The organism is Arthrobacter jiangjiafuii (assembly GCF_018622995.1).
Taxonomy (GTDB): domain Bacteria; phylum Actinomycetota; class Actinomycetes; order Actinomycetales; family Micrococcaceae; genus Arthrobacter_B; species Arthrobacter_B jiangjiafuii.
The window spans coordinates 1,467,623-1,484,786 of record NZ_CP076022.1 but is presented as its reverse complement, the minus strand read 5'-3'; the positions used below and the strand labels follow the sequence as shown (position 1 = coordinate 1,484,786).

General features: G+C 68.2%; 15 protein-coding genes. 3 read left to right on the top strand and 12 right to left on the bottom strand.

Annotated elements, in window-relative coordinates:
- Positions 1 to 205 precede the first annotated feature (205 nt).
- Genes KKR91_RS06910 through dut form a run of 4 tightly spaced genes read right to left on the bottom strand, consistent with a single transcriptional unit; the run spans position 206 to position 2,589 of the window.
- Complete coding sequence (locus KKR91_RS06910) at positions 206 to 1,009, bottom strand: DUF3159 domain-containing protein (protein ID WP_210230963.1); 804 nt, start codon at positions 1,007 to 1,009, stop codon at positions 206 to 208.
- A complete protein-coding gene (locus KKR91_RS06905) occupies positions 1,006 to 1,365 on the bottom strand; it encodes a single stranded DNA-binding domain-containing protein (RefSeq protein WP_210230962.1) in 360 nt (119 codons plus the stop codon). Before KKR91_RS06905 ends, KKR91_RS06910 begins: the two co-directional genes overlap by 4 nt.
- A gap of 3 nt (positions 1,366 to 1,368) precedes the next feature.
- Positions 1,369 to 2,079 (bottom strand): DUF3710 domain-containing protein, encoded by a 711-nt coding sequence (locus tag KKR91_RS06900; RefSeq protein WP_210230961.1) that lies wholly within the window; start codon positions 2,077 to 2,079, stop codon positions 1,369 to 1,371.
- 60 nt (positions 2,080 to 2,139) lie between these two features.
- A complete protein-coding gene (dut, locus tag KKR91_RS06895) occupies positions 2,140 to 2,589 on the bottom strand; it encodes a dUTP diphosphatase (RefSeq protein WP_210231106.1) in 450 nt (149 codons plus the stop codon).
- A gap of 217 nt (positions 2,590 to 2,806) precedes the next feature.
- Between dut and KKR91_RS06890 the strand changes: the two genes are divergently transcribed.
- Positions 2,807 to 3,271 carry a DUF3093 domain-containing protein gene (locus KKR91_RS06890; RefSeq protein WP_210230960.1) on the top strand — a complete coding sequence of 155 codons (465 nt, stop codon included), beginning with the start codon at positions 2,807 to 2,809 and terminating at the stop codon, positions 3,269 to 3,271.
- Between the two features lie 23 nt (positions 3,272 to 3,294).
- Here KKR91_RS06890 and KKR91_RS06885 read toward each other — a convergent pair whose 3' ends face one another.
- Complete coding sequence (locus KKR91_RS06885) at positions 3,295 to 3,597, bottom strand: DUF4193 domain-containing protein (RefSeq protein WP_210230959.1); 303 nt, start codon at positions 3,595 to 3,597, stop codon at positions 3,295 to 3,297.
- Positions 3,598 to 3,908: 311 nt separating this feature from the next.
- Between KKR91_RS06885 and sepH the strand changes: the two genes are divergently transcribed.
- Positions 3,909 to 5,321: a septation protein SepH gene (gene sepH, locus KKR91_RS06880; RefSeq protein ID WP_210230958.1), complete on the top strand. Its 1,413-nt coding sequence runs from the start codon at positions 3,909 to 3,911 to the stop codon at positions 5,319 to 5,321.
- A 77-nt stretch (positions 5,322 to 5,398) separates the two neighbouring features.
- On the opposite strand, the gene KKR91_RS06875 is transcribed toward sepH, so the two are convergent.
- Genes KKR91_RS06875 through KKR91_RS06860 form a run of 4 tightly spaced genes read right to left on the bottom strand, consistent with a single transcriptional unit; the run spans position 5,399 to position 10,831 of the window.
- Positions 5,399 to 6,151 carry a thymidine kinase gene (locus KKR91_RS06875; protein ID WP_210230957.1) on the bottom strand — a complete coding sequence of 251 codons (753 nt, stop codon included), beginning with the start codon at positions 6,149 to 6,151 and terminating at the stop codon, positions 5,399 to 5,401.
- A 3-nt stretch (positions 6,152 to 6,154) separates the two neighbouring features.
- Entirely contained in the window at positions 6,155 to 7,396 is a 1,242-nt protein-coding gene (locus KKR91_RS06870) for an alkaline phosphatase family protein (protein WP_210230956.1), read from the bottom strand.
- Positions 7,397 to 7,402: 6 nt separating this feature from the next.
- Positions 7,403 to 8,074, bottom strand: a complete 672-nt coding sequence (locus KKR91_RS06865) for a DUF5998 family protein (protein WP_210230955.1) — start codon at positions 8,072 to 8,074, stop codon at positions 7,403 to 7,405.
- Between the two features lie 60 nt (positions 8,075 to 8,134).
- Complete coding sequence (locus KKR91_RS06860) at positions 8,135 to 10,831, bottom strand: bifunctional acetate--CoA ligase family protein/GNAT family N-acetyltransferase (protein WP_210230954.1); 2,697 nt, start codon at positions 10,829 to 10,831, stop codon at positions 8,135 to 8,137.
- Between the two features lie 114 nt (positions 10,832 to 10,945).
- Between KKR91_RS06860 and KKR91_RS06855 the strand changes: the two genes are divergently transcribed.
- Positions 10,946 to 13,471, top strand: a complete 2,526-nt coding sequence (locus tag KKR91_RS06855) for a DNA gyrase/topoisomerase IV subunit A (protein WP_210230953.1) — start codon at positions 10,946 to 10,948, stop codon at positions 13,469 to 13,471.
- 466 nt (positions 13,472 to 13,937) lie between these two features.
- Here KKR91_RS06855 and KKR91_RS06850 read toward each other — a convergent pair whose 3' ends face one another.
- From KKR91_RS06850 to KKR91_RS06840, 3 genes are all read right to left on the bottom strand, one after another.
- Positions 13,938 to 16,412 (bottom strand): heavy metal translocating P-type ATPase, encoded by a 2,475-nt coding sequence (locus tag KKR91_RS06850; RefSeq protein WP_210230952.1) that lies wholly within the window; start codon positions 16,410 to 16,412, stop codon positions 13,938 to 13,940.
- An 83-nt stretch (positions 16,413 to 16,495) separates the two neighbouring features.
- Positions 16,496 to 16,717, bottom strand: a complete 222-nt coding sequence (locus KKR91_RS06845) for a heavy-metal-associated domain-containing protein (protein ID WP_210230951.1) — start codon at positions 16,715 to 16,717, stop codon at positions 16,496 to 16,498.
- A 90-nt stretch (positions 16,718 to 16,807) separates the two neighbouring features.
- Positions 16,808 to 17,155 (bottom strand): metal-sensitive transcriptional regulator, encoded by a 348-nt coding sequence (locus KKR91_RS06840; RefSeq protein ID WP_273544735.1) that lies wholly within the window; start codon positions 17,153 to 17,155, stop codon positions 16,808 to 16,810.
- Positions 17,156 to 17,164 lie beyond the last annotated feature (9 nt).

Below are 17,164 nucleotides of genomic sequence, written 5' to 3'. Positions count from 1 at the left end.
CTCCGTGCCGGGCTGCACTCGCCCACACCCTTATCCGCCATCCACTCTCGGGATCACGCCCTTCGCGCCATCCACTGTCGGGATCACGCCCTTTCGCAGCGTCGACTGTCGGGATCACGCTGGAAAAAGTCGGCTATTTCGGCATGAGCCCCACACTCGGCGCGGCGGTGCGGGCGCGGCCAAGGGATCGGCTAACCGAATTTGGTTAGCCCCGGGATTCCGCCGGGACGTCCGGCACGGCCAGCGGCCGGGAGACCATCCAGGCCAGCCAGAGTCCGAGCGCATACAACGGCACGCCCATGGCCAGGCGCATGGTGCCCAGGGCTGCGACATTGTCGGCCAGATAGAGCGGCAGCTGGACACCGAGGCGCAGCGCGAACACGGCGATGATGATCCACGTCGCCAACGCATAGACGCGGATCCGCTTCCGGTCGGAGCGCCACTCGAGGTTCTCGCCGCGGATGAAGCCGAACAGCAGACCGGCCACGGGCCAGCGAACCAGGATCGACACAATGAACGCCAGGATGTAGGCGGCGTTGAGGAAGAAACCGGGCAGGAAGAACTCGGTGCCGCTGCCGCTGCGCAGGGCAACCACGGCACAGATGACGACGCCGATGACACCCGTGAGGGACTGCATCAGCGGGCGCTTCTGGACCAGGTTCGCCGCCGAGAAGACGGCAGCAGAGGCCACGGCGGCACCGAGCGAAACATACAGCCCCGATGTGATCGTGAAGATCAGGGTAAACAGCAGGCCCGGCACGATCGCCTCGGCGAGCCCCCGGACCCCGCCCACGGATTTCAGCACATCGATCTGGCCGTCATCCCCGCGCTCCACTCCGGCCTTGGCCGCATAAGCGCCGGCGACGTCGCCCAGGCTGGGCTGGCCGGCAGAACCGGCAGCACCGGTCTCCGGCTCCCCCGCCGTGGCATTTACTGCCCGCGGAGCTTCCGGTCGGTCGGCACCCTGGGGCACGGCGCCGTGGGGCACGTTGCCCTGGGGATCAGTCATGATTCGTCCTCCGGACGCCCGATGATTTCGTAACGGGGGTTGTAGATCGTGGGATAGCTGTCCACCGTGCTGACCATGCCTTCGAATGCCAGCCGGGTGCCGGCCTCGACACCCGGGACCCGCCTCTGGCCTACCCAGACCAGGCGGACCCTGGCCACGGGCTTGCGGGAGAGCGGATCGCGGTAGGCGGCACCGGGGTCTTCCACCATGGCCGTGAACCGCGGCGGCTCAGTTGCCGGAACCACGGTGATCGACTGCACGTATCCGCCGCTGTACACCCTGCCCCGTGCGGGCATGGCGCTGACAGGCACCGGGGTGTCCGGGCCCGATGGCGTGGCAGCTCGCTTCGGGGCCATTGGCTAGCCGATGGTCGAAATCTCGGGGCCGCGCTCGGGAGGAGCAGGCCGGTCCGAGGTGGCGCCGCCGGGGCGCGGCAGCGGCGAGGAGTCGCGGGGCAGGCGCAGCTGCAGCAGGTCCCGCGGCGGCAGCGGCTGTTCACCGCGGACGACGACGACGTTGCGGAAGACCTCTTCCAGCGGGCCCGCGGCGGCGGGATCCATGGCGGCCGGACCGCCGAAGACACCGCGCAGGAACCAGCGCGGACCGTCCACGCCGACAAAGCGCGCAACACGGAAGCCCTTGGAACCGTCCTGCGCCTGGGCCGGAACCTTGGCCAGAAGCTCGGTGCCGAAGACACCTTCAAGTTCATCGACGGTGCCGCCCTGGGAACCCACGGATTTGCCGATCTGCCCGCGGATATCGTCCCAGAGGGTGTCGGACCGGGGCGCGGCGAACGCCTGCAGCTGCAGGCTGGAACCGTTCAGGTCCAGGGTGACAGCCACTACGCGCTGGGTCTTCTCCTCGACCTCCAGGCGCAGCTGCAGCCCCTCGGCGGCGGCAATGCGCAGTGCCCCAAGGTCTACATAGCCTTCCTCGGAGGGCTTGTCGGCGACGTCGTACGGGCCCGACGCCGGTGCCTCGGCGATGGCGCCGGCATCCTCTTCGTCGCTCCGCGCGTCGTCGTTCGTGTCTTGTTCCTGCTTGTTTTTCCTCAGTCGCCCAAATGCCATGACCGGGTTCCTCTCTTGTATAGGGAGGGCCGCTTGCTGCCGGCCCCCCGGACAGCCGCTCTAGGCAGGCAGTGCAGTAAATCCGCCGGTGGACCCGAAGCCGCCGGTTCCGCGGACGGACTCGGAGAGCTCCTCCACAACATCAAAGGAAGCGGTTTCGACCTTCTGGATCACCATCTGGGCAATCCGGTCGCCGCGGCTCAGCCGAATGGGCTGGGACCGGTCGGTGTTCAGGAGCGTGACGCTGATTTCGCCGCGGTAGCCGGCGTCGACAGTGCCGGGCGCGTTGACCACGGTCAGCCCGTGCTTGGTCGCCAGACCGGAACGGGGATGGATAAACGCCGCGTACCCGAACGGAAGGGCAATGGCCACGCCGGTGGGAACCAGCATCCGCTCCCCCGGCTCCAGCACAAGGTCGATCCGCGTTCGCAGGTCGGCACCGGCGTCCCCGGGATGCGCGTACGACGGCGGTTCCAGCCCGTCGTCGAGCATCTTCAGCTGGACGGTCATGGTGGGGCCTGCTTCAAGCACCGGTGTCTCCGACTTCCTCGTTCTGGATCTTAGGTCCGCGCCGCGCGGGGGTCCGCGTGCGAGCCCCGGGCGTGCCCGGGAATACCGCACCTCACTTTAGCGCGTTTTCCTGGCGCTTCCCGGTACGCCGTGCGGCGGATATCCCGGCACAGGGGGCCAAGATGAAATGCCGGGGCAAAGGTGCCAAGCTAAAGACATGTCATCCCCTTCTGCCCAGACTCCTGCGAACACTGTCCTGTACTCCGAACGACTGAGTCCGTCGTTCTGGATCTGGGTCCTGACTGTCGGCGCCGCCTGCTCCTGCATTCTCATTTTCCTGCCGATCAGTCTGGAGGCAGGACTCATCGCGGCCGGTGTCGCCCTGGTCATCCTGATCGCCGTCCTGCTGGTCAACACTCCGGTCATCCGGGTAACTGCCGACACCCTCCAGGTGGGACGCGCCGAAATCGAACGGCGCTACATCGGCACGGTTGAGGGCTTCCGTGGCGACGACGCCGTATTCCAGCGCGGCCGCGGCCTGAACGGCACCGCCTTCATGTGCTTCCGCGGCTGGATCTCTCCGGTCGTCAGGATCGAAATCACTGATCCCGCGGACCGGACGCCGTACTGGCTGACGTCCACCCGCCATCCCGAAGAACTGGTCCGCGCGCTCAGCAGCTAGGCCCGGCGGGTCCTCCCCGCCAGTCAGCCCTCACAGTCGGTGCAGTAGTACAGTCCGTCGCGCTCAGCTGCGATCTGGGTTCGGTGCCGCACCAGGAAACAGGAGGCGCAGGTGAACTCGTCCGCTTGGGCGGGCATCACCCGGACCAGCAGCTCCTCTCCCGAGAGGTCCGCCCCGGGCAGCTCAAAGCTGTCCGCGGCCTCGGCCTCGTCTTCGTCCACCACCGCCGATTGCGTGGCGGCGGTGCGGCGGGTCTTCAGTGCTTCAAGGGATTCTTCGTTGACGTCTTCTTCGGTCTTGCGCGGCGCATCATAATCTGTCGCCATGATCTCTATTCTCACCATCCGGTCGAGTTGTCATGAGGTGTTCCTCAGAACCGCCCCGTTGCTTCACGGGCATGCTACTGCGGCTCGGAGGTATCAACGCCGCGGCGTTCCGTTTTGTGCCCGTTGTCCAAACATTTTTACGGGGCCGGGAGAAAAACACAGCAGGTGAAGCCGAAAGCCGCCCGCCCTGGCCCTGATCAGGCCCATCGGAGACCGCGAATCCGCGCCACACCCCCGTAAACAGTAGGCTTTCGCGCCTTCGGGTGGCATTGTTTCAAGAAGGAAATTGCTATCGGGTGGAGGATTGGTTCATGCAGGATCTACGTCTCGTGGGTGTCCATGAGGGTGGCGAGCATCTGCTGCTCAGCGGCAAAGGGGGAGAAACCTTCCGGCTTCGAATGGATGAGGCACTGAGGGTTTCGGTATCCCGATCCGTGCACCGCTCCACGGCAGCGCCGGATCGCCCCGAGGGCCCGGCCATGACTCCGCGCGATATTCAGGCCCGCATCCGGTCCGGTGCCAGCGCCGAAGACGTTGCACAGGTCTCCGGCCTCGATCTGGCCCACATCCGCCGCTACGAAGGTCCGGTCCAGGCCGAACGCGAATACGTGGCCCGGCAGGCCCAGGCCGTGGAAGTCGCGGCTCCTCTTTCCGCCACCCATGACGGCTACCGCAGCACCTTCGGGGACAGCCCGGTCAACCTGGGCGACATGGTCAACCACCGGCTCAAGGCCTTCGGCGTGGACCCTGACAGTGTTGAGTGGGATGCCTGGCGCCGCCCGGATTCCACCTGGGATGTCGTGGCGCGCTTTGATCTCGGCGAAGAGGCACAGGTGTCGGTTGGTGAAGAGCCGCCGGCCCGGTGGACCTTCAGCCCCCTGCGCAAGAGCATCTCCAACGCCAACCGCTGGGCCCAGCTGCTCAGCGAGCTTGAGCCGCTTGACTCCCCGGTGCCCTCGCGCCGCCTCACGGCAGTTGCCGACCGCGTTTTTGATTTCGAGGCAGTTGCTGTTCCCGAAGCCGACGGCGACGCCGGTGACGGCAGCGAAGACACCGACAACCTGCTGGAGGTGCTGCGCTCCCGGCGCGGCCAGCGGCTGGGATCCGACGAAGACGGCGACGACGCCCTGGCCGCCCTGCTGGCCAAGGGCAGCATTCCGGCAGCGCACCCCCGTGACGGACGCTCCGACCTGGAGGACGCCGAGTCCCCCCGGCCCCGCACCGGACGCCTGAGCCTTGCTCCGGGAACCGGCGATCCGGTCCCGCAGTCACCCGATGCACCGGACTCCCTCCGGCTTTCCGAGGGCATCAGCCCCGGCACCCGCGAGATCAGTGTCCTGGCCCGGCCTTTCCGCCGCCGCACGGAAATCACACCCCCCGACACCGGCATGGATACCAGCGCCGCAGGCGGCAACGGCCAGGCCGACGACGGCGCTGCAGGAATCGGCGGTGCCGCCCAGCCCGGCCACACAGCTGACGCAGACTCACCCGCGGATTCCGTGGTTCCCGCAGCGGCCCGCAGCAAGGCCAAGCCCGCCGGCCGGAAGGCTGGCCGGACCGATTTCCCGTGGGACCGGGTCACCGAGGTCCGGCGGACCGAGACACCGGAAGCCACCGACGAGGCAGCTGCCAAGGACGACGCCGCCGAGCGCCGACCGATCAAGCCCAAGCGTTCGTCAGTGCCCAGCTGGGACGAAATCGTCTTCGGCACCAAGGGCGACTGAAACAGGTGATCCCGGGCCCAAAGCCCGGGATCACGTGTTCAGGACGTCTGCGTTTCAGAGTGTGAGGCTGTAGGCGTTCAGAGCGTGCGCGGATGCACTGCACACACATCGAGGTCAGTGGCCGAGCCCGGCATCTGTCCGTCGATCGTTTCGGCCTTGTGAGCGGTAACCCTGCGCATGTAATGGCGCCGGCACAGGGTTTCATACCCCACCACGGGAGCCACTGCCTCGGCGGCAAAGAGCGGTTCCTCAGCAGGTGCGGCAGCAGCAGAGTCGGCAGTCCCGACAGCCGGCGCGTGCTTGCCGACGTCGCCCACCACCACCTGGTCGCCCTCCACCACCATGACACCGTTGACGGTCCGCGCATTGTGCGTGGCGCGGCGGCCGCACCAGCACAGTGCCCGCACCTGGAGCACCTCCATGCGGTCGGCCAGTTCGATCAGCCGCGCGGATCCCGGAAACAGCCGGGTGCGGAAGTCGGAGGTGATGCCGAACGCGAAAACATCGACGCACAGTTCGTCCACGACCCGCGCCAGCTGTTCCACCTGGTCGGCGGAATAGAACTGCGCTTCGTCACAGATCAGGTAGTCCACGGCAGCCCCGGCACGGCGGCGGTCGGTGACTTCGTCCCAGAAGTCCGTGCTGTCGGTGACCTCCACGGCAGGTGTGCGCAGGCCCAGGCGGGAGGAGATCATGGAGTCCCCCGCACGGTCGTTGCGGCTGAACAGGATGCCGCCGCGCCCGCGGGCACTGTGGTTGTAGTCCATCTGCAGTGCGAGTGTGGATTTCCCGCAGTCCATGGTGCCGGAAAAGAAAACGAGTTCTGCCATGGCTTATTTCTTTCCGCGGCCGGCGTGTGCTCCGGCAGCCTTCTTCGCGGCGGGGGCCGCCAGCGTCAACAGCGGCACTTCCCGTTCCGCCTTGGTCAGGGACCCGTGCTGTCCCACCACTGCAAGCGATGAGGGATTCATGCGCCGGGTGTCGTACAGGGCGATCGGCTCCCGCGCCAGGACCAGTACGTCGCCGATCCGCGGCAGCACCGCGTCGGTGACTACGGGTCCGAAGTAGCCGGCAGCGACGGCCTCTTCCCGGGTGGTGATCCAGGCCTTGCGGCCATAGGCTGCCCGCCACGCAGCGATCAGCTTCTCGCGGTGGCCGGTACCGGCGTCGGGCTCCAGGTACAGGTGCACCATCCGCGGCTCGCCGGCGGTGTGCCGTACACCGGCAACCAGCGCGGGATCTGCGGAGAAGTCGTAGCGGTGTTCGGGGGCGACGTCCACCATGCCGTGGTCGGCGGTGAGCAGCAGCAGGGTGTCTGCCGGCAGCCGGCCGGCCAGCAGCTTCAGGGCGCTGTCCAGCTCCTCGAGCTGGTAGCCCCACTGCGCCGACTGGGCGCCGTGTTTGTGCCCGGCCTTGTCCAGCTCGTTCCAGTACAGGTACATGAGCATGCGCGGAGAGGCGGCCAGGGCTTCCGCCGCCGCGCCAACCCGGGCGTGGACGCCGGTGGCACCGATGAAGCGGCCGCCGCGCAGTGCTGCCTCGGTCATCGCCGAGTGCTCGAACCGGGGCAGGCTCACCGAGGCGACCGGAACATGCTCGGCGGCCTGTTCCAGGATGGTGGGGCAGGGCTGCCAGGTTTGCGGATCAACGCCCGGGTCCCAGTTGCCCAGCAGGTTCACAACCTTGTCCTGCTCGGGGTCGAGCACGTCGTACCCGACCATGCCGTGTTCACCCGGCGGACGTCCGGTGCCCAGCGAGGCCAGGGACGCCGCCGTCGTGGTGGGAAAAGCTGCGGTCAGCACCCGCCCTGCGGGCAGGAAGCCGCGCAGGAACGGGGCATGGCCGCTGCGCTGTTTCAGCAGCGACCAGCCCAGGCCGTCCACCATGACCACGCAGACGCGCTTGGCGGCGGGCAGTTTCAGGGTGTTGGTGAATCCCGGCACGCCGAGGACGGCTGCCGAACTGGCCAGCACCTCCGCAACGCTGCTGCGTCCGTACCCGGGAGCCGGAGGCAACGGCTCACCGGCCGCCGGAGAAGGGCTCGAGCTGGTGCCGGCGTCTGTTCCTACGTCCATGACCCCTTACCGCTGGTGGTGGCTGCGGTTGAACCGGCTGCCGATGCCCGCTGCACGCTGGCGGGTGTCCCCGGGTTCCAGCGGCCGCAGATTCAGGGTGTCGGTGTTGACCTTGCGCAGCGCGCGGGCAAAGTCCTTGGCGTTCTGCACTGCCTGCGCGCCGTCGGCCTCGGCACTGACCCGGAGCACGATGTCCTCCTGGGCGATGGTGCCGGTGTAGCCGTGGTCGGCGTCGCACTGCGGGTCCGAGCAGCCCGCCGGGCCCATGTCCAGGCGCTGGCCGCCGGACCAGGCGATGGCCAGGGTCAGCTCGCGGGCCTGGTCCGAGGGCTTGTAGTCCTGCGGCTGGGCGTACATGTAGCCCAGGATCACGGAGCGGATCTGGGTAACCGGAACGGACTCGGTGGAGACCTGGGCCATCATCTGCTCCCCGGCGTCATCGAGCTGCTGGTCATCCACGTGGGTGATGACCAGCATGTCCTCGGTCAGCACCAGCACGGTGATGTGGCGGTGCACCTCGGTGCGCTCGAAATGGGTTTCGAGATGGATCAGGTGGGACAGCGGTTCACGGCCGTCCAGGGCGTCGTGGACCACGTCCGCCAGAAGGGTGGGGTAAAAGCCGGCGCGCTCCATGGAAGCGTCAAGGCTGCGGCGTTCAGCGGAAAGTAACGGCGACATGCTTCCAGTTTCCCTCAGAGAACGCCCCAGCACCTAAATGGCGCGCGGGTGGAGCCCGACTTAGTCCCGCATCGCCCGCCGGGCGCTGTCGGTCCGCCGCTGCGGGTTGCCCATCCGGATGTCGGCGCTGAGCACCGTCACCCCGGCAGTGGACACCAGCACGGGGTTGATTTCCAGCAGCGCAATCTCCGGATGCTCGTCCTTGAGCAGCGCCAGCCGGGAGATCAGGTCCTCCAGCGCCGGCACGTCGGCCTTCGGCAGGCCCTGGTAGCCGAAGAGCTTGCCGGCCGCCCGCGGGGCGCGCACCAGCTCGGCGACGTCGGTGTCGGTCAGCGGCGGAATGCCGTGCGCCCAGTCATCCAGCAGGTTCACGGCGTCACCGGCGAGGCCGAAGGAGAGCACCGGGCCCAGCAGCGGATCTTCGATGGCCCGCACGGTGCAGCCCTGGCCGGCCGGCGCCATGGACTGGACCTCCATTTCGAAGCTGCCGTAGGGCTCCAGTGCCTGCTTCATCTGGGCAATGTTGCTCCGCAGCTCCTCCGGGGTGGAGATGTTCAGGCGCACTCCGCCCAGGTCCAGGCGGTGCCGCAGGTGTTCGTCCATGGTTTTGATGACCACGGGCCAGCCAAGTTCGTCTGCAGCGGCCACTGCCTCGTCCGCGGTGGCGAAGGCGATGGAGCGCAGCAGGGGCACGCCGTAGAAGCCCAGCAGCCTTTCGGTTTCGGCCGGGGACAGCCGCAGCAGGCTGTCCCCTTGAACCCGGGGGTGCAGTTCCTCCAGGAACTTCCGGGCGCCGTCGGGATCCGCCCCCGCCGGTTCGGTGAAGTGCCCATGGTCGCGGGCGGCCCACTCGGTGTACCGGACCACGGAGGCCAGCGCTGTAACGGCGGCTCCCGGGCTGGCAAAACAGGGCAGGCCCGACTGGCGGCCGTCATCCTCCCGGCCACCGCTGGTGAGCAGTCCCTCGACGTGCGCGCCGGGATCCATGATGCCGGTAAAGGCGGCCACGATCGGCTTGCCGGTTTCGGCTACGCATTCCTGCAGGCAAGCCGCGATCTGCTCCACGGTCAACCCGGGTGCGGGCAGCAGGGTCACGACGCCGGCGTGCACGGCGTCGTCGGCGAGCGCCTTGGTGACGGCGGCGCGCAGCAGCGGCAGCGCCACGCTGAGTCCGGCGTCCAGTACCAGGTCCGTCTGCAGGCTGCCCACTTCCAGCCTCAGGCCGACGGCGGCGTCGGCCACCACACGGCCGAGTGCGGTGGAGTTGCTGAAGACGGCCAGTGACGGACCGGTCGGCAGCGGCTGGCTGACGGCAATCTGCGCCACGTCCATGAGTTGTTCGTTGGTGCTGACCCGGATCACTCCGGACTGGCGCAGCATGGCGTCCAGGGCGCCCGGGGGTGCCTGGGTGGTGCGCACGGCGTGGCCGGGCGGCAGCTGCAGCCCGGTGACATCGGACTTGGCGACGATGACCGGCTTGGAGGTGGCCAGGCGGCGGGCGATCCGGGAGAACTTACGCGGGTTGCCCACGGATTCCAGGTACAGGCCCACCACCTTGGTGTCGGTGTCGTCCTCCCAGTACTGCATGGCGTCGTTGCCTGAGACATCGGCGCGGTTCCCCGCGGAGATGGTGGAGGACAGCCCCAGGTTGCGGCGCTGCGCTGCGGCGTAGAGCAGGACCCCGATGGCAGCCGACTGGCTGAACAGGCCCAGTCCCCCGGGCACCGGCAGCGCCGGCGCCATGGACGCGTTCAGGCATACCCCGGGGCGGGTGTTGATCAGGCCCAGCGAGGCCGGCCCCACCACCCGCATGCCGTTGGCGCGGGCGTGGCGCACCAGGCGACGCTGCCGGGCCAGGCCGCGTTCGCCGTCGTCGGCAAATCCGGCGCTGGCCACGAGCAGCCCCTTCACCCCGGCCCGGGCACACTCCTCGGCGACGGCGAGGACCTGGTCGTAGGGGACGGCGATAATCGCCAGCTGCACCGGTTCGGGGATATCGCCGATCCTGGCGTACGAGACCATGCCGGCCACTTCGAAGGCCTCGGGATTCACGGCATACACGGAGCCGGTGAAGCCGCCCTCGACAATGTGTTCGAGCAACTGGTAACCAACGGTGCCCCACTCGCGGCTGGCGCCGATGACCGCCACCGACGACGGCGAGAGCAGGTCTGCGACGCTGCGGGCCTCGGCGCGGTGCTCACGGGATTCCATCACGGCCCGGGATTTGTCCGTCGGGTCGATGTTGAAGTCCAGGGCGATGACGCCGTCGTCGAAATGCCGGCGCACCTCATAACCGGCGTCGGCGAAGACGCCGATCATCTTGCGGTTCTCGGGCAGCACCTCGGCGGAGAACCGGCGGATCCCGTTTTCGCGGGCGGCGGCGGCCAGGTGTTCGAGCAGGATCGATCCCAGCCCGCGGCCCTGGTGCCCGTCGGCGATATTGAACGCCACTTCGGCTTCGGTGGGGTCATCCAGCCGGTCATACCGGCCAATGCCGATGATCTCCGAGCCGATGGTGATGACAAACGCCACCCGGTCCCGGTAGTCCACGTTGGTGAACCGCTCCAGCTCCTTGTTGCTGAGCTTGGCCTTGTAGGTGAAAAAGCGCAGGTAGATGGAGCTTTGCGACTGCTTCATGTGGAATTCCTGCAGGGCTTGGGCATCCGCCGGTGACACCGGTCTCAGATGCCCGGTGCCGCCGTCACGCAACACCACGTCAGCTTCCCAATATTCGGGGTAATGTCCCTGCTCAGCCATAGACTCAGAGTAGTGGGAATTTTTCTCCACTGTCTGCAGGGCACCCCGGCCGCAGCGCCGCGGTCTCCCGCTCACCCGTTTGCCCCCTAGACAATGCAAGGACCCGACAACAGCATGGCCCGGCGCCAACCCGTCTCCAAGACCTCACCCGGCGAGCAGATCGCCGAGAACATCATCGACATTGATGTCACCACCGAGATGGAAGGTTCCTTCCTCGAGTACGCGTACTCGGTGATCTATTCCCGCGCCCTCCCCGATGCCCGCGACGGCCTCAAGCCCGTCCAGCGGCGCATCCTGTACATGATGGCGGATATGGGCCTGCGGCCGGACCGCGGCCATGTGAAGTCCGCCCGCGTGGTGGGCGAGGTGATGGGCAAGCTGCACCCGCACGGCGACTCGGCCATCTATGACGCGATGGTGCGGATGGCCCAGAGTTGGGCCCTGCGCCTGCCGCTGATCGACGGGCATGGAAACTTCGGTTCGCTCGACGACGGCCCCGCCGCCTCCCGGTACACGGAGGCGCGGCTGGCCGCACCGGCCCTGACGCTGACGGACCACCTGGACGAAGACGTGGTGGACTTTGTCCCCAACTACGACAACCAGCTGCTGCAGCCCGAGGTGCTCCCGGCGGCGTTCCCGAACCTTCTGGTCAACGGAGCCACCGGCATCGCCGTGGGTATGGCCACCAACATGGCCCCGCACAACCTCGGCGAGGTCATTGCCGCCACCCAGCACCTGATCGCCAACCCGGACGCCACGCTGGAAGAGCTCATGCGCTTCGTTCCCGGCCCCGACCTGCCCAGCGGCGGCCGGATCGTGGGCCTGGACGGCATCCGCGACGCCTACGCCACCGGCCGCGGCTCCTTCAAGACCCGCGCCAAGGTGGAGGTGGAACAGCTCAGCGCCCGCCGCACCGGGCTGGTGGTCTCCGAACTGCCGTACATGGTGGGCCCGGAAAAGGTCATTGAGAAGATCAAGGACGCCGTCACTTCCAAGAAGCTCCAGGGCATCTCCGACGTGGTGGACCTGACCGACCGCAGCCACGGGCTGCGCCTGGTGATCGAGCTGAAGAACGGCTTCAATCCCAACGCCGTGCTGGCCCAGCTCTACCGGTACACGCCCATGGAGGATTCCTTCGGCATCAACAACGTGACCCTGGTGGACGGCCAGCCGCGCACCCTGGGCCTGGTGGAACTGCTGCAGGTGTACGTGGCGCACCGCCTGGGCGTGGTCCGGCGGCGCACCGCCTTCCGGCTGCGCAAGAAGCAGGACCGGCTGCACCTGGTGCAGGGCCTGCTCATTGCGATCGTGGACATTGACGAGGTCATCCAGATCATCCGTTCCTCGGATGAGACCGCCCAGGCCCGCGAACGCCTGATGGCCATCTACGACCTCACCGAGATCCAGGCCAACCACATCCTGGAACTGCGGCTGCGCCAGCTGACCAAGTACTCCCGGATTGAGCTGGAGAAGGAGCAGGAGGAACTGCTGCTGGCCATCAAGGAGCTGCAGGACATCCTCGATTCCGAGCCGCGGCTGCGCGCCCTGGTCTCCGACGAGCTCGGTGAAGTGGCTGCCAAGTACGCCACGCCGCGGCGCACGGTGCTGCTCGAATCCGAGGCCGCCTCACCGCTCAAGGGTGTTGCCGCTGCTCCCGCCGCCACCGGCAAGGGCGCCAAGGCTGCCCTGCCGCTGGAAATCGCCGACGATCCCTGCTGGGTCATCCTCACTGCCTCGGGCCAGCTGGCCCGGACCTCGAACCAGGAGCCGTTGACCGAAGCGGGGCAGCGGGTGCGGCACGACGTCTTCCGTTCGGTGGTGAAGACGACGGCGCGCGGCGAGATCGGGGCGGTGACGTCCTCGGGCCGGATGGTGCGTATCCAGGTGCTGGACATGCCGGCACTGCCGCCCACCTCCGGACTGCCGAACCTGGCCGGCGGGGTGCCCGTGAAGGATTTCATCACCCTGGGCAAGGGCGAAAAGCTGATTGCAATGGTGCCGCTGAACGAGGTCGTGGCGCTGGGTACCCGCAACGGCACGGTGAAGCGGGTCAACCCCGACTATCCGTTGAACCGCGACGACTGGGAAGCGATCACGCTCAAGCCCAAGGATGAAGTGGTGGGCGCAGGCGTGGCACAGAACGACACCGACGAGCTGGTGTTCATCACCGAACAGGCGCAGCTGCTGCGCTTCAGTGCAGGTCTGGTCCGGCCGCAGGGCCGCACCGCCGGCGGTGTTGCCGGGATCAAGCTTGGCGCCGATGACAAGGTGGTGTTCTTCGGCGTGGTGGCGCAAAACGATCCGGCCGCCGTCGTTGTCACCGTCTCCACCGGCAGTGAGACCCTGCCGGGCACTCCGGGCGGGTCGGTGAAGGTGACCCAATTCGCCGAGTATCCGGTCAAGGGCCGTGCCACCGGCGGCGTCCGGGCGCACCGTTTCCTCAAGGGCGAGGACGCCCTCTCCGTGGCGTGGGCCGGGCACGGTCCGGCCAAGGCCGCGGCAGCCAACGGCGTGGCGCGGGCGCTGCCCACCGAGCACGGGCGGCGGGACGGCTCCGGTATTCCGCTGACCAATCCGGTGGACCTCGTGGGCCCGAGCTGCACGCCCGTGGAGCCGGGCGAGGACCCCGCGGCCGGCTGACCCGGGCCCCGGCTTCCGGGCCAACGCTCCGGCGTCCCCTGGGGCCAGCACTCTCGGCGGCCCGGGCTGCCCGTATCCCACCGGACGTGTACGTTCGGTGCAACCGGGCCGCCGAGTGTGCAGCTATGGCGGGTTGAACACGGCCCGCGGCGCCGAGAGCGCAGCTATGGCGGGTTTGACCACAGCCCGGGGCGCCGGGAGCGCAGCTATGGCGACTTCGCCGCCGGGAAAATCACCAGATGTGTACTCTCGACGGCCCGGGCTGCCCTTATCCCACCGGACGTGTACGTTCGGTGCAACCACGGCGCCGAAAGCGCAGCTATGGCGGGTTTGGACAGAGCCCGGCCCGCCGAAGGCGCAGCTATGGCGACATCAGCACGCCGGTCCGGGCAAATCCACCGAACCGGATAAGCCTGATGGCCGCCATGGATTGCCCAGCCGGTGCCGCCCCCGCACCCCGGCACCCTTAGTTCGCAGGAAGGCGTTGCCCCGTCTTACCGAAGCGGCGCAGCCGCAGCGAGTTCCCCACCACCAGCACGGAGCTGGCGGCCATCGCGGCACCGGCGATCATCGGGTTCAGCAGCCCCAGGGCCGCCACCGGAATGCCGACCGCGTTGTAGAAGAAGGCCCAGAACAGGTTGGTCTTGATGGTGGCCAGGGTGCGCCGGGAGAGCTCGATTGCGGTGGCCACCTGTCCCAGGTCGTTGCCCATCACGGTCAGGTCTGCCGCTTCGATGGCGACGTCGGTGCCGGAGCCCATGGCGATGCCCAGATCCGCCTGCGCCAGTGCCGGGGCGTCGTTCACGCCGTCCCCGGCCATGGCTACCGTGGCACCTTCGGCCTGGAACCGCTTGATCGCCTCGACCTTGCCTTCAGGGCGCACGTCGGCCAGCACATCGGCCGGAGCGATGCCGACGGCGTCGGCCACCCGGGCGGCCACCACCGCGTTGTCACCGGTCAGTAGCACCGGGCGCAGGCCCAGGGCCCGCAGCCGGGCGATGGCGGCCACCGAGCCCGGCTTGAGGTTGTCCTGCAGGCTGATGATGCCGGCAGTCCGCCCGTCCACCGCCACCAGAATGGCCGTGGATCCGGCCTCCTGTTCCGTGCGGAGGGCGGTCCGGGTTTCCCCGGTCAGGGTGATGCCGTTCTCCTGGAGCCAGCCGGGACGGCCGGCGACGACGGCGTGGCCTTCCACGGTTCCGCGGACGCCGCCGCCGGGGGCCGAATCAAACCCTGTAACCGCCGGCAGCGGGGACAAACCGTGGCCCGGCAGGGCGCCGTCGTCGGCTGCGTTCTGCGCCGCGGCAGCGATGGCGACGGCGATGGGATGCTCCCCCGCCGCCTCCACGGCTCCGGCCAGCCGGAGCAGTTCGGCCTCGGCCGCCCGGCTCGCAGGCGAGGCGGCGCCGGCTTCGGCAGGCGCGCCGGAGGCGGCCGTCGCGAAGGCCAGGGTCCGCACCACGGAGAGCCGGCCGTCCGTCACAGTGCCGGTCTTGTCCAGCACGATGGTGTCCACGGTCCGGGTGTCCTCGAGCACCTGCGGGCCCCGGATCAGGATGCCCAGCTGGGCGCCGCGCCCGGTGCCGGTGAGCAGGCCCACCGGGGTGGCCAGGCCCAGCGCACACGGGCAGGCGATCACCAGCACGGCGACGGCGGCAGTGAACGCTGCCTGCAGGTCGCCGCCCAGGAGCAGCCACAGCACAAAGGTCAGCACCGCAATACCCAGCACGATCGGCACAAACACGGCGCTGATCCGATCCGCCAGCCGGGCGATTGGCGCCTTGCCCGACTGTGCCTCGCTGACCAGCCGGCCCATCTGGGCCAGGGTGGTTTCGCTGCCCACCCGGGTCGCGGTGACCAGCAGCCGGCCCGAGGTGTTCACGGTGGCGCCGGTGACAGCGTCGCCCGGGCCCACCTCCACGGGAACCGATTCGCCGGTGATCAGGGACGTGTCTACAGCGGACTGGCCCTGCGTGACGATGCCGTCGGCGGCGATCTTCTCGCCGGGGCGGACCACAATCAGGTCTCCGACGCTGAGGGTGTCGGCCGGGATCCGGACCTCGGTGCCGTTGCGCAGCACCACTGCGTCCTTCGCCCCCAGGGTCAGCAGGGCCTTGAGGGCATCTCCGGCGCGTGTTTTGGCATTGGCTTCGAGGTACCTGCCCAGCAGCAGGAAAGTGGTCACCACTGATGCCACCTCGAAGTAGAGGTGGACCTCCCCCGCTCCCCCCATGCCGGCCATTTCCGGGGCTGCGGTCAGGCCCGGGTCGGCGGCGAGGGTGGCCAGGGAGAACAGATAGGAGGCCGCGACGCCGATGGAGACCAGCGTGTCCATGGTGGAGGCAAGGTGCCGGGCATTGATGGCTGCCGCCCGGTGGAAAGGCCATGCTGACCAGGTCACCACCGGCAGCGCCAGGAGCGCGGCGACCCAGCCCCAGTTGCTGAACTGCAGGGCCGGAAGCATCGAAATCAGCAGGACGGGCACGGTCAGCACGCCGGCCAGGATCAGGCGCGGGCGGAGTGTTGCGGCGGTGCCGCCGTGGGCCATGTGGTCCATGCCGTCGTGGTCCGTGTCCTCGGGGCCCATGCCGGTGTGGTCCGTGCCGGTGGGTCCGGTGCCTTCGACGCTGTGGCGGCCGCCGTCGTCATTCCCGGTTCCAGCCCGGGCCGCCGTATGCGTGGCCCGTGAACCGTGCGGGTGCACCAGCCGTGCCTTGTAACCGGCGGAGTCAACGGTCTGCAGGATCTGCTCGTCGCTCACGCCCTCGGGCACGTGAACCCGCGCGGATTCCAGCGGAAGGTTCACCGTGGCTTCGACGCCGTCGATCTTTCCGAGTTTGCGCTCCACCCGGTTGACGCAGGAAGCGCACGTCATGCCCTCGATCTTGAGGTCAACTACCCGCACCTGCGGTTGTTGCAGCAGTTTGTCGTTGCTGGTCATGATGCTGTCCTTCCAATACCAATGGCTGCGCGCAGGAATCGGCCTGCGCGCCGTGCGCCTGTGCGGCGGCGGTAGGCCCGCGGCTAGGCGGAGAGTTCCACCACGAGGTAGCCGGCCTCGGCCACCGCTTCGCCGAGCTCGGCGGGGGAAAGGCTGCGGCTGGAGGTCACCACGGCGGTTGAGATACCGCCTGTGTTGAGCTCGACGCTGACCCGCTCGACGCCATCGAGGGCCTCAAGTTCCTCGGTCACCGACGAGACGCAGTGTCCGCAGGTCATGCCGGATATGTTCAGTGTGGTTTCCATGGGTGTTCCTCTTTCGAATGCGCGTGCCGCACACCGGAACCCGGTGCGCAGCGTAGTGGGGTGCGACGAGCGCTGGGCCTCGGTGCGGGATTAGCGCAGCAGGCGTCCGATGGCGTCGGTGGCCTCCTGGACCTTGGCCTGGACCAGGGCGGGATTGCCGGTGGCGTCTGCCTCCCGGGCGGCTCCGACCACGCAATGGGACATGTGGTCCTGCACCAGGCCCAGGCTCACGGCATGCAGCGCCTTATTGATGGCTGCGACCTGGGTCAAGATGTCGATGCAGTATTTGTCTTCTTCAACCATGCGGGCGATCCCGCGGACCTGGCCCTCGATGCGGCGAAGCCGCTTCAGGTAGGCCTCTTTGTCAGTGGTGTAGCCGTGTTCGGCGGGTGCAGGATCCAGGTCAAGTTCCCGCTCAAGTTCCGGTGACTGGCTCAATGTTTCTCC

Coding starts and splice junctions, on each gene's coding strand:
- KKR91_RS06910 (WP_210230963.1), bottom strand. CDS start 1,009: ATGACTGATCCCCAGGGCAACGTGCCCCACGGCGCCGTGCCCCAGGGT.
- KKR91_RS06905 (WP_210230962.1), bottom strand. CDS start 1,365: ATGGCCCCGAAGCGAGCTGCCACGCCATCGGGCCCGGACACCCCGGTG.
- KKR91_RS06900 (WP_210230961.1), bottom strand. CDS start 2,079: ATGGCATTTGGGCGACTGAGGAAAAACAAGCAGGAACAAGACACGAAC.
- dut (WP_210231106.1), bottom strand. CDS start 2,589: ATGACCGTCCAGCTGAAGATGCTCGACGACGGGCTGGAACCGCCGTCG.
- KKR91_RS06890 (WP_210230960.1), top strand. CDS start 2,807: ATGTCATCCCCTTCTGCCCAGACTCCTGCGAACACTGTCCTGTACTCC.
- KKR91_RS06885 (WP_210230959.1), bottom strand. CDS start 3,597: ATGGCGACAGATTATGATGCGCCGCGCAAGACCGAAGAAGACGTCAAC.
- sepH (WP_210230958.1), top strand. CDS start 3,909: ATGCAGGATCTACGTCTCGTGGGTGTCCATGAGGGTGGCGAGCATCTG.
- KKR91_RS06875 (WP_210230957.1), bottom strand. CDS start 6,151: ATGGCAGAACTCGTTTTCTTTTCCGGCACCATGGACTGCGGGAAATCC.
- KKR91_RS06870 (WP_210230956.1), bottom strand. CDS start 7,396: ATGGACGTAGGAACAGACGCCGGCACCAGCTCGAGCCCTTCTCCGGCG.
- KKR91_RS06865 (WP_210230955.1), bottom strand. CDS start 8,074: ATGTCGCCGTTACTTTCCGCTGAACGCCGCAGCCTTGACGCTTCCATG.
- KKR91_RS06860 (WP_210230954.1), bottom strand. CDS start 10,831: ATGGCTGAGCAGGGACATTACCCCGAATATTGGGAAGCTGACGTGGTG.
- KKR91_RS06855 (WP_210230953.1), top strand. CDS start 10,946: ATGGCCCGGCGCCAACCCGTCTCCAAGACCTCACCCGGCGAGCAGATC.
- KKR91_RS06850 (WP_210230952.1), bottom strand. CDS start 16,412: ATGACCAGCAACGACAAACTGCTGCAACAACCGCAGGTGCGGGTAGTT.
- KKR91_RS06845 (WP_210230951.1), bottom strand. CDS start 16,717: ATGGAAACCACACTGAACATATCCGGCATGACCTGCGGACACTGCGTC.